Source organism: Nonomuraea sp. NPDC050404 (genome assembly GCF_040655495.1).
Lineage (GTDB): Bacteria > Actinomycetota > Actinomycetes > Streptosporangiales > Streptosporangiaceae > Nonomuraea.
Genome location: NZ_JBFAKB010000017.1, coordinates 94849 through 106050 on the forward strand (window position 1 = coordinate 94849; position 11202 = coordinate 106050).

Annotated in this window: 12 protein-coding genes; 2 read left to right on the forward strand and 10 right to left on the reverse strand. The window is 72.3% G+C overall.

Features of this window, described 5'->3' with window-relative positions:
* Positions 1 to 26: 26 nt before the first annotated feature.
* Both AB0I81_RS38975 and AB0I81_RS38980 read left to right on the forward strand, forming a co-directional pair.
* On the forward strand, positions 27 to 176 hold the full coding sequence (locus AB0I81_RS38975; protein WP_360667877.1) for a hypothetical protein: 150 nt from the start codon (positions 27 to 29) through the stop codon (positions 174 to 176).
* Positions 177 to 254: 78 nt separating this feature from the next.
* The gene (locus AB0I81_RS38980) at positions 255 to 1601 is read left to right on the forward strand and encodes a helix-turn-helix domain-containing protein (RefSeq protein ID WP_360667880.1); all 1347 of its coding nucleotides are present in this window, start codon (positions 255 to 257) and stop codon (positions 1599 to 1601) included.
* A 103-nt stretch (positions 1602 to 1704) separates the two neighbouring features.
* On the opposite strand, the gene AB0I81_RS38985 is transcribed toward AB0I81_RS38980, so the two are convergent.
* The 10 genes from AB0I81_RS38985 to AB0I81_RS39030 form a co-directional block, all read right to left on the reverse strand.
* A complete protein-coding gene (locus tag AB0I81_RS38985) occupies positions 1705 to 2511 on the reverse strand; it encodes an SDR family oxidoreductase (RefSeq protein ID WP_360667883.1) in 807 nt (268 codons plus the stop codon).
* 14 nt (positions 2512 to 2525) lie between these two features.
* Positions 2526 to 3509, reverse strand: a complete 984-nt coding sequence (locus AB0I81_RS38990) for a ketoacyl-ACP synthase III (RefSeq protein WP_360667886.1) — start codon at positions 3507 to 3509, stop codon at positions 2526 to 2528.
* Position 3510: 1 nt separating this feature from the next.
* Positions 3511 to 4434: an LLM class flavin-dependent oxidoreductase gene (locus AB0I81_RS38995; protein ID WP_360667889.1), complete on the reverse strand. Its 924-nt coding sequence runs from the start codon at positions 4432 to 4434 to the stop codon at positions 3511 to 3513.
* Positions 4431 to 6110: a non-ribosomal peptide synthetase gene (locus AB0I81_RS39000; protein ID WP_360667892.1), complete on the reverse strand. Its 1680-nt coding sequence runs from the start codon at positions 6108 to 6110 to the stop codon at positions 4431 to 4433. Before AB0I81_RS39000 ends, AB0I81_RS38995 begins: the two co-directional genes overlap by 4 nt.
* A complete protein-coding gene (locus tag AB0I81_RS39005; protein WP_360667895.1) occupies positions 6107 to 7123 on the reverse strand; it encodes a TauD/TfdA family dioxygenase in 1017 nt (338 codons plus the stop codon). Before AB0I81_RS39005 ends, AB0I81_RS39000 begins: the two co-directional genes overlap by 4 nt.
* Before the next feature lie 8 nt (positions 7124 to 7131).
* Complete coding sequence (locus tag AB0I81_RS39010; RefSeq protein ID WP_360667898.1) at positions 7132 to 7884, reverse strand: alpha/beta fold hydrolase; 753 nt, start codon at positions 7882 to 7884, stop codon at positions 7132 to 7134.
* 1 nt (position 7885) lies between these two features.
* Positions 7886 to 8104 carry an MbtH family protein gene (locus AB0I81_RS39015; RefSeq protein ID WP_360668283.1) on the reverse strand — a complete coding sequence of 73 codons (219 nt, stop codon included), beginning with the start codon at positions 8102 to 8104 and terminating at the stop codon, positions 7886 to 7888.
* A gap of 89 nt (positions 8105 to 8193) precedes the next feature.
* Entirely contained in the window at positions 8194 to 9084 is an 891-nt protein-coding gene (locus AB0I81_RS39020; protein ID WP_360667901.1) for a tryptophan 2,3-dioxygenase family protein, read from the reverse strand.
* On the reverse strand, positions 9081 to 10223 hold the full coding sequence (gene vioD / locus AB0I81_RS39025; protein ID WP_360667904.1) for a capreomycidine synthase: 1143 nt from the start codon (positions 10221 to 10223) through the stop codon (positions 9081 to 9083). Before vioD ends, AB0I81_RS39020 begins: the two co-directional genes overlap by 4 nt.
* On the reverse strand, positions 10204 to 11172 hold the full coding sequence (locus tag AB0I81_RS39030) for a TauD/TfdA family dioxygenase (RefSeq protein WP_360667907.1): 969 nt from the start codon (positions 11170 to 11172) through the stop codon (positions 10204 to 10206). Before AB0I81_RS39030 ends, vioD begins: the two co-directional genes overlap by 20 nt.
* Positions 11173 to 11202 lie beyond the last annotated feature (30 nt).

Consider the following 11202-nt stretch of genomic DNA (forward strand, 5'->3'; position numbering starts at 1 on the left):
CACTCGCTGATCTCAAGGAGCAACACATGAACCCCGTATCTCGCGTCGCCATGCTGGGCATCGCCACCGCCTTCCTGATCGTCGCCTCGCCCGCCGCCGCTTCCGCGCAGATCGTCGCGGACGGCGTACCCCTCCCTCCCCCGACCGGTCTCGTGGACAGCAACATCTGGGGCTGACCGGCAGACGATCCCGACCACCACCCGGCCTGCCGCACGAGGCGGCGCGGCAGGCCACCACCAGCGAGGAGACGCGCAGTGCGCGACGAAGATCTGGGCTACCTGCTCCGCTCCTACCGGCATCGCGCCCGGCTGTCCCAGCAGGCCCTGGCGGACCTCAGCGCGGTCAGCGTCCGCGCCATCCGCGACCTCGAATCCGGCCGGGTCAAGAACCCGCGAAGGGAGACGGTGAAGCTGCTGGCCGACGGGCTGCGCGTCGAAGGGTCGCGGCGCGCCGCGCTGGAGGCCGCCACCGGTCCGCCGGACGTCGCCGGCGAGCCTTGGGCGCTCCGGACCGTCACCCGGGTTCCCGTGCCCACCAGCGAACTGGTCGGGCGCGGCGCGGAACGCGAGTTGCTGCGCGAGCTGGTCGGCTCCGGTGAGCGGCTGGTGGCGGTGGTCGGGCTGGGCGGGGTGGGCAAGACCCGGCTGGTCATGGAGGTGGCCAACGAGTTGCGGGGCGGCGAGCGGGCGGTGTTGTGGGCCGCGGGGCGCACGGCGGCCGACCTGCTCGACACGGAGGTGTCCGCGCTGGCGAGCGCCATCGGACAGCAGCCCACCGTGCTGGTACTCGACGGCTACGACACTCCCGGCGACCCCGCTGCTGCCGCGCACGCTCCTGGCGCACGCACTCCCGGCGCGCACGCTCCCGGCGCGCACACTCCCGGGCGCCACGCTGGCGTCGGGCACACTCCCGGCGATCACACTGACGCCGTGCACGCTCTCGGCGACCACGCTGACGCCGTGCACACCCTTCTGCATCGGTGCCGGCGGTTATGTGTGCTGGTGACGGCGCGGCGGCCGCATCACGCGTCGGGGTGGCGGTTGCTGCCGCTCGCGCCGCTGCGCGTACCGGCTGAGGCGGAGAGCGCCGTCCCCGAGCAGTCCGAGGCCGGGCGGCTGCTGGCCCGCCACCTCAGGCACGCGCGTCCGGGCTTCACCCTCGACGCCACGAACGCGACGATGATCGCCGACCTCTGCCGGCAGGCCGACGGCATTCCCGCGGCCCTGGAGATGGTCGCCCAGTGGAGTGTGGTGCACCGGCTCGAAGAGTTGCGGGAGGAGTTGTCGCGTGACCCCGCCGCGCTGTCCACCTGGCCGGCGTCCGAAGGCGGCGGGCAGGGGCCGGCCGATGCCATCCGGCAGGCGATCGGCTGGCTGGACCCGCCCACCTGGGAGCTGCTGGCGGGCGTCGCGCACCTGGCCGCGCCCTGGTCGGTCAGGGACGTCTCGATCGCGCTGAACCGGCCGGTCAGCAACGTCGCCAGGCAGGTGCACACCCTGCTGATGCTCGGGCTGGTCCGGCGCAGGGAGACACCCGGCGGCGTGTGCTTCGAGGCCCTCGGGAACACCCGCCGCCTGCTGATGGCCGGCCTCAGAGGGTGAGCCCGCCGCCAGCTGAGGGTGCCGACCTCAGAGGCTGAGCCCGCCGCCTGCTGAGGGTGCCGGCCTCAGAGGGTGAGCCCGCTGCCAGCTGAGGGTGCCGGCCTCAGAGGGTGAATCCGCCGCCGCACACGACGACCTGGCCGCTGATGTAGTCGGATTCGGGCGTACACAGCAGATAGACCGCGCCCGCGGCCTCCTGCGGCGTGCCCGCCCGGCCCAGCGGGATGTTGCCCTTCATCGCCTCCAGCAACTCGGCGCTGACGCCGATCCTGATCTGCCTGCCGTTCATGGTGATGGTGGCGCCCGCGTCCGCGGGCGTCTCGGTCAGCCGGGTGGCGATCAGCCCGAACGCCACCGCGTTGACGTTGACCCGATGCCGCCCCCACTCCTTGGCCAGGGTCTTGGTCAGCCCGACCACGCCGGCCTTGGCCGCCGCGTAGTTCGCCTGCCCCGCGTTGCCGCCCAGGCCGGCCACCGAGGAGATGTTGACCACCTTGCGGTGGTGCCCGGCCGGATGGGCCTTGATGTACGGCAACGCGGCCCGCAGGATCCTGAAAGGTGCCTTCAGGTGAAGGTCGAGAATGGTGTCCCACTGCTCGTCGGACATCTTGTGCACGATCGCGTCCCACGTGTAGCCGGCGTTGTTGACGATGATGTCCAGACCGCCGAAGGAGTCCACCGCCGTACGCACGAAGCGGGAGGCGAAGCCGGGCTCGGTCACGTCGCCCACGCAGGACACCGCCTCACCGCCCGCCGACTTGACCGCGGCGACGGTCTCCTCGGCCGCCTCCGGGTCGAGGCCGTTGACGACCACACCCGCCCCTTCGGCGGCCAGCTTCAGCGCGACCGCCCTGCCGATGCCGCGACCCGCGCCGGAGACGATCGCCACCCGTCCCGACAACTTGTCCACGTCGCCGCCTCCGCTCAGTACCAGCGCAGGATCGTGGCGCCCGCGCACATGCCGGAGCCCGCGGCGGCGAGCAGGATGCGCTCGCCGCGCCGCAGCGGCTGGAGCCGGTGCGACTCGTGCAGGGTGAACGGGATCGAGGCGCCGCCGATGTTGCCGTGGCGTCGCGTGGTGAGCGGCACCCGGTCCAGCCCGATGCCGAGATCGGCCGCCAGCCCCTCCAGCATCCGCCCGTTCGCCTGGTGGAAGACGAACCTGCTGATGTCGCCCAGGTCCAGGCCGCAGTCGTCGAGCACCTCCTCCACGAGCTTGCGCAGGGTCGGCAGCACCCAGTTCCTGACCGCCCTGCCGTCCATGTGCAGGTAGTGCTTGCCGCCCGCCCTGGCCTCCTCGTCGAGCGCCATCCGGGTGCCGCCCGCCTCCACGCCGACGACGTGGTGGTACTCGCCGTCGGTGAGCATCCGCGTGGTCAGGAAGCCGTACCCGTCGGGCACCTCGCCGAGCAGCATGGCGCCCGCGCCGTCGCCGAAGAGGCTGACGGTGCGGCGGTCCTTCCTGTTCGTGATCGTGGACAGGATGTCCGCGCCGACGACCAGCGCCCGGCCGCCCGGGTGGCGCACCTTGAGCAGGCCCTCGGCGACCGCCAGCGAGAACAGGAAGCCGCCGCAGGCCGCGTTCACGTCGAACGCGGGCACCGACTTCAGGTTCAGCTTGTGCTGCAGGATCGCGGCCGTGGCCGGCAGCGGCACGTCGGGCGTCGTGGTGGCCACGACGAGCACGCCGAGCCGTTCGCGGGCGTCATGCTCGCCGTCCAGCGCCTCGTTGGCCGCGACCATGGCCAGGTCGGAGGTGACCGTGCCCGCCGTGGCGTACCGCCGCTCGACGATCCCGGTCCGCTCCTCCACCCACTCTTCCGACATGCCGGTCCAGCGGCTGATGTGCGCGTTGGTGATCACTCGTTCCGGCGTGTACGCGCCGAGTCCCACTACTCCAACAGCCATCTCACAGTCCCCTTCCTCGTACGAGCGGCTCCTCGGCGACCAGTGCGGCCAGCCGGCGGTACTGCTTCGGGTAGTCGGCCGCGGCCGGCAACAGCACCAGCAGGTCGGCCCCGGCGGAGGTGAACGCGGCCAGCGCCTTGGCGACCTCGGCACTCGTGCCCGCGACGAGGTGACGCCGCGCCCCGGCCGCCGCCCCGCCGTACTGGACGTCCAGGAAGCGGGCGGCCTCGGCCCTGGCGTGCTCGGGGTCGCGGTCGTCCACGTGCACGAACACGATGACGCCGGCCTGCGGCTCGGGCCTGCCCAGCGCGCCGGCGCGGGCGTGCAGGGCGTCGCGCCGTACGGCGAAACGGTCCGGGTCGAACCACAGGCCGAGCCAGCCGTCGCCGTGCCGCGCGGCCCGCTCGATCGCCGCCGCCGAGCGGCCGCCGATCCAGACCGGCGGCATCGCCCCGGTGGGTGCCAGCGCGGGCACCTCGGCCTCCCATGGGGCGGGCAGCCGGGCCGGACGCCCGCCGAGCAGCGCGGGCAACGCGCCGAGCAGGGCGTCGGTGCGCAACCCGCGCTGCCACACGGGTACGCCGGCGGCGGCCCACTCGGCCGGGTTCTCGCCGCCCACGCCGATCCCGAGCAGGATGCGATCGCCGGAGAGCACCTGCAGGGAGGCGAGTTGCTTGGCCGTCCAGGCGGGGTTGCGCAGTGCGGCCAGCAGCACGCCGGTCCCGAGCCCGACCCGCTCGGTCACGGCGGCCGCGGCGGCCAGGACGGTGACGGGTTCGAGCATCCCGGTGTGGAAGGCGAGGTGGTCGCTGGCCCAGATCGAGTCGAAGGCCAGCTCCTCGGCCAGCCCGGCCGCCGCCACCACGCCGTACCGGCCCGAGTCGCCCGCGCCGGATGACGGCAGCACGATGCCCACGTCGGTCATGAGGTTCCTCCGCTCAGCCGTGCCACGTGGGCGGCCAGGTCGCGCAGCCGTGGGTGGCGGTAGACGTCCTTGGTGGGCAAGACGACGCCGAAGTGGTCGCGTACCCGGGAGACCACCTTGAGCGCCACCAGCGAGTGGCCGCCGAGGGCGAAGAAGTCGTCGTCGGCCAGCACCCGGTCGAGCCCGAGCACCCCCGACCACACCTTCGCGATCAACTCCTCCACCGGCCCTTCGACCGGCGGCCCCCCGACGCTCTCGACACCCGGCAGCGCGTCGGTGTCCAGCTTTCCGCTGACCGTGCGCGGGAACTCGGGCACCCAGGCGAACGCGGCGGGCAACATGTACGCGGGCAACCGGCGGGCCAGGTGCTCGCGCAGCTCATGAGCGGGCGTCTCGGTCCCGGTGTAGTACGCCACCAGCGCGTCGCCGCGCGTAACGACCACGGCGCGCGTCACCTCGGGCAACCCGGCCAGCACCGCCTCGATCTCGCCCGGCTCGATCCGGTGACCACGCACCTTGACCTGCCGGTCCAGCCGGCCCAGGAAGACCAGGTTGCCGTCGGCGTCCCACCGGACATGATCACCGGTCCGGTACATGCGCGAACCGTCCCGCGCCACGACGTCGGGCAGGAACCGCTGGGCGGTCAGGCCGGGCCGGTTGACGTAGCCGTGCGCCACCCCGGGGCCGGCGACGAACAACTCGCCGTCCTCCACCGGGCGCAGGCGCGGGTCCAGCACGTAGGCGCGGACGCCGGGCAGCGGGCGCCCGATGTGCGGCCGGGGTCCCGCGACGGTCGCGGCGGTGGCATCCACGGTGCACTCGCTGGGGCCGTACAGGTTCACCGCGGGCGGGCCGCTCGCCAGCTCGCGCCACATGTCGCCGGGGATCGGCTCGCCGCCCATCAGCAGCCGTGGCCGGCCGTGTCCGAGGTCGTCGCGCAGTGCGGCCCAGTGCGAGGGCGTCACGTCCAGCTCGGTGAGGTCATGGTCGCGTACGAACGCCGCCAGCGCCGGCGGGTCGGCCCGCAGCTGTTCCCCTAGCAGCACGATCGTGTCGCCCCGGCACACGCGGATCAGCTGCTGCACCGAGGCGTCGAAGGACATGCTGGCGTTCCAGCCGACCCGGGCCGGCTCGGCCGGGTAGACGCCCGCCCGCTCCAGGGAGGCCAGCAGCGCCGCCACCCCTCCCCTGCTGACCACGACCCCTTTGGGGCTGCCGGTCGAGCCCGAGGTGTAGAGCACATAGGCGACGTCGTGCTCGCCCACGGGAACGGGCGTGGTGCTGCCTTCCCCGTCCGGCGGGACGGTCACGACGGCCGGCGCCCAGCCGAGTTCCGGCCGGTCGGTGTAGACCACTTGCACACCGGCGTCGGCGACCGTGAACGCCAGCCGATGGGCCGGATGGACGGGATCGAGCGCGACATAGGCCGCGCCCAGCCGCCAGATCGCCAGCAGCGCCACGGGCAGTTCGGCCGAGCGCGGCAGGCAGACCCCGACCCGGGAGCCACGCCCGACACCGGCCACCCGCAACACCCGCGCCACCACGTCAACCCGAGCGTCCAGCTCGGCGAAGGTCAGCTCGCCGTCCACCGCCACCACGGCGGCCCGACCGGGATGAGCCACCACCGCCAGCCGGAACCGCCCCATCACGTCAACAGGCTCGGGGGTGGGAATCATCTTGGGGCTCCGTGGCGGAGAGGTGGGGTCGGGTGGCAGTCGTGGAGTGCGACCGGCTCGCCCATCGCCACGACGATCCGCCGGTCGCCACGGAAGGCGTCCCGGCCGTGCGCGGCCAGCAGGTTGTCCACGATCAGCAGGTCCCCCGCCTGCCACGACCTGCGCAGGACGGCCGCGTCGTAGGCGGCGTTCATGGCGCGCACGTCGTCCGCGCTGAGCGCCGTGCCGTCGCCGAACCCTGTTGTGAAGGGCAGACCGTCCCGTCCCAGCTCGTCCACGAGCACGTCCCTGACCTCGGGGTCCAGCGAGTGCTCGCTCCAGAAGGCGGCGTGGTTGAACCACACCTCCTCCCCGGTCCAGGGATGCCTGATGATCGCGGGACGTACCTGCGTGGTGCGCAGGGTGTCGTTCTCGCCCCAGCGGCAGTCGATCAGGTTGTCCGCGCAGTACCTCTCGACCTCCTCGCGCGAGTCGGTGCCGAACGCGGTGCGCCAGCCGAGCGAGATGCGCTCGCCGTAGTTGCGCCGTAGCAGCCAGCCAGTCACACGGAATCGTTCGACCAGGTCGGTCGGCAGGTTGCGGAGCACCTCACGGCAGTCGGCGACGGGCGTGGCGCCGCCGGTGTGCGGGGCGGTCAGGCAGCAGAAGAGCAGCACGCCGGGGAAGGTCAGCGTGTAGCTGTTCTCGTTGTGCAGCTTGATGGCCTGCGAAGGCGGCAGGTCGGTCGAGGAGTAGACGTCGTCGCCGAAATGGGTGCGGGGGGTGGCCTTCTCGCGGTAGGCCGCCCGCTCGGCGAGCACGACGTCCCGTACGGCGGCGAAGCCGGCGGCGTCGCGGATCGGCAGGCCGCGCAGGTAGAGCGCGCCGTGCTCGGCCAGCAGGTCGCGGATGCGCGGCAGGCGCCCGGCCAGCCAGGCGCGGGCGTCCTCGACGGTGGCGAGGCCGGTCACCGTGGCGGTCGCCGGTTCGCCGGCGGTGAGCCTGCGTTCGAGGTCGGGAGTTGTCACGTCCATGGGGTCCCTCACAGCGCATCGATGTGCGCGGGTAGCGCGCGCCAGACGTCGGGGGTGTAGAAGTGCCCGCCGGGCAGGGAGTCGCAGCGGAAGTCGCCGTCGCAGACCTGCCGCCACTGCTCGGCCACGGCCGGCTCGATGACCTGGTCGTCGCGGCCCCACAACACCTGTACGGGCACGCCGGTGGTGGCGCCCGGGGTGTAGCGGTAGGTGTCGCGAACCCTGATGTCGGCGCGCATGAGCTCGTAGGCCATCTCCAGCAGCCCGGGATCCGCCCGTACATAAGCGGGCAGCAGGCCGATCGTCTTCATCCAGTCCAGCAGCGCGGAGTCGGAGTCGGCGAAGGAGGGGAACCGGTCGCGCTCGGTCAGACCCCGGTTCGGCGCGTTGCAGGAGGAGACGACCAGCGCGTACGGAAGGGGACCGCCGCGCCGCTCGATCCGGGTCACCACGTCGAAGGCCATCCAGCCGCCCATGCTGTGCCCGAAGAGCAGGTAGGGCCGGTCGGCGGCGGACAACACGGCCTCCGTCGCGTCCTCGACGAGCTCGTCCCAGGTGCGGGCGAACCGCTCGGCGAACCTGCCCTCCCTGCCGGGGTAGCAGACGAGCGCGAGGTCGGTGCCCTGGTCGAGAACCGAGGTCCACGCCCGGTACGGCCCGGTGCCGCCGCCGCAGAATCCGAGGCAGACGAGTTGCCTGGTGGCCGCCGGCCGGGGGGCGGGCCGGATGACCGTCGTGTCCTGTACTCGTTGCGCGGTCACGTCAGGTCTTGATCTGGTCCATCTGGACCCGCAGGCTCTTCGGGCGCATGTCGACCCAGTGCCGCTCGATGTGCTCCAGGCACGACTGCCGGCTCTCCGGCCCGTGCACGACCGTCCAGCCGTCCGGCACGTCGATGAACGAGGGCCACAGGGAATGTTGCTCCTCGTCATTGACCAGCACGAGGAATATGCCATTCTCGTCGTCGAAGGGATTGCTCACCATGACCTCCGGTTATTCTTTCTTTCGGAAAAATCGTAGGTTCGGGAATTCAACTCGACCGGCAGTTGTCCAGGCAGCCGACCGGCGATTCAGAGGACGCTTCTGACCGACCACAATTCGGGAAAGAAGCGGTGTTCCGCCGCCCGGCGCAACCACTGCACGCCGCTGGTGCCGCCGGTGCCCGGTTTGCCGCCGAGCACCCGCTCGACCACCAGCAGGTGGGTGGCCCGCCACTTGCCGAACTCGTAGGCCACATCGACCAGCGCCTCGGCCAGCCGGTGCAGCGGGTGGTGACGCAGCGGGTCCTCATACACCTGGCGCCAGACCTGCTCGACCTCGGCGCGCGGCCGGTAGGGCGCCGCCAGGTCGCGCTCCAGGCAGTCGGCGGGGACCGCGAACCCGTTCCTGGCCAGCAGGCCGAGCGCCGCGTCGTACAGGCTCGGCCCGGTCAGGTCGCGCACCAGGTCGGCGTGCACGCGGGCGTCGCCCTCGTACGGCCGGATCATGGCGGCGTCCTTGTGGCCGAGCACGAACTCCCACCTGCGGTAGGCCGACGACTGGAAGCCCGACCCGCCGGCGAGCTGGTCGCGGAACTCGCGGTACTCGGCCGGGCTGAGCGCGCCGAACAACTCCCACGACGCGACCATCAGGCCCTGCACCAGGCGCAGCCGCCGCAGGGTGCGCAGCGCGGCGTCCACGTCGTCGGCGTCGAGCTGGTCACGCGCGCGGGTCGCCTCGACGTGGCCGAGCTTGAACATCAGCTCCATGAGCTGGGTGCCGATGAGGAAGGCGGGCTCGGCGGCCGACTTGGTGCGAAACTCCTGGAGGGACAGCAGCACCTCGGGGTGCACGTACCCGGCGAACGGGGTGCTGCCGTCGAACTCCAGGATCGGCTGGCCGCCGGTGGCTCGTGCCCGCTCTGTGCGCTCGTCGTCGCTCTGCATCCGGTACGCCGAACGATCGTAGTTTCCGGCCGTCATCGTCCCTCCTCGCGTATGACCTGGCTGATCGTGGCCAGCCCGGCGGACAGGACCCCGGTGGGCCCGCCGAAGCCGACGCGCATCCTGTCGGGATGGCCGAAGCAGAGGCCGGGCACGACCAGCACGCCCAGGGCCTCCAGCGCCTGGCAGATCTCGTGTGCGTCGGTGACGCCGCGTATGGCGGGGAAGGCGCAGACGCCGCCGGGCGGCACGGTCAGGTCGATGACCTCCCGGTTCCTGGCCGCCCAGCCCCGGAGGATCTCGCGGTTGCGCCTGGCCTGGCCGAGCCGCTCGGCGACGATCCGGTCGCCGTTCGAGAGCACCGCCGTGGCCAGGAACTCCGCCAGCGGCGAGGTGCTGATCGAGACGTAGTCCCGTACCCTCACCATCGCCCTGAGCAGGTCCGGCGGCGCCAGGCACCAGCCGACGCGCAGCCCCGGCAGCCCGTACGCCTTGGACAGGGTGCCGACGGAGATGGCACGTTCCAGGAAGGCGCGCGGATCGGGCAGCGGGTCACCGTCGTAGACGAGTTCGCTGAACGCGCCGTCCCACAGCAGGTGGCAGTCCCGCGCCGCGATGAGGTCCAGGAACTCGGCGTAGCCGGCGGGCGTCAGCGTGGCGCCCGTGGGGTTGTGCGGGAAGTTCACCAGCACCGCGCGGGTGCGGTCGGTGAGCAGGTCGCGCAGCCGGTCGAGGTCGGGGGCGAAGCCGTCTGCCGGGTCCAGCCGCCAGACCTTCAGCCGGGCGCCGAGCACCTCCGCGATCGAGTGCAGCGAGTGGTAGACCGGGTGCAGGACCACGATCTCGTCGCCCGGCCGCACGATCGCCGCCAGGACGAGGAAGAGCGCCTCGGTCGAACCATGGGTCACCATCACCGAGTCCGGCCGGCCGCCGAACCTGCGCGCGATCACCTCGCGCAGCTCGCGGGCGCCCACCGACGGGCTGTCGCGGAAGGCGATCTCGTCGAGCGCCCGCTGCGGGATCCCGAGCAGCTCCCTCAGGTGGCCGAGTGAGTAGGTCTCCACGCCGGAGCTGGAGATGTCCACGGGCAGGGTGAAGTACCGCTCGCGCAGCCAGTCCTCCAGCAGCGCCGGGGAGATCTCCCCGATGGTGCGGTGGTCAGCCGATCCGACGGTCATCGCCGCTTCTCCTGCCCGGTCTGGTACGCCTGAGGTCCACGGCCACGTTGACCCGCCGCAACCACCGGTCGCGGCCGTCGTAGCGGGCCAGGAAGGGACGCCGGCCGTGCACGACGTTCCGGTTGTCCACGAAGATCGCGTCGCCGGGGGTGAGCGCGAAGTCGTACAGGCCGGCGTCGAGCTGGCCGAAGATCAGCTCCAGCGCCTGCCTGGCCTCCTCGTCGCCCGGCACGGCGGAGGTGCAGTCGCGGTCGATGCGCAGCACGGCGGCGTCGGGCGGCCCGGTCAGCACCGGCCCGATCTCCGGCCTGGCCAGGTCCGGGTCGTGGGCGTCGTCGGGCAGGGTCAGGAAGCGGGGCTCGGTCAGCGCCTCGCGCGCCCAGCCGGGCAGCGCCGACGGGTCGGCGGCGGCCAGCGTCGTGGGGGTTCTGTCCGGGTTGCGCAGGCAGTACAGGCCCACGTAGTCGGCGCGGAACGGCGAGAACGCGTCCTCGGTGTGCCAGCTCAGCTCCTTGCGGCTGCTGGAGCTGACGGTCGTCTGCTCGTGCCCGGCCACCGGCAGCACATCGGTGAGGATGCGGCCCTCCTGCTGGGTGGTCCACCCGATGGCGTCGCCGAGCAGCGCGGCCCAGAGCATCAGCGTGAAGCCGGCCAGCCCGGCCTCCTCGCTCTGCGGGTCGCGCCAGTGGGCGGGGGTGTCGTCCAGCAAGTCGTCGCGCACGATGTTGCCGGTGACGAGCACGGCGTGCTTGGCGTCGTCGAGCCGCGCCCGGTTGACGGCCAGCCTTGGCGCGACCGGCAGTTCATGCGCGATGACATTGACCTCGGCGAGAAAGTCGGGGCTGTCCGCGGCGGCATATTCGTCGGCGCAGTTCCGGGCGAGCGCCCTGGCCAGTTTGGCCTCCTCGCGATCCAGGGAAATTCTGGTCACGGGCGTGCTGATGAGCATTTCTGATACCACTTGGTAAACCTCCGTGGG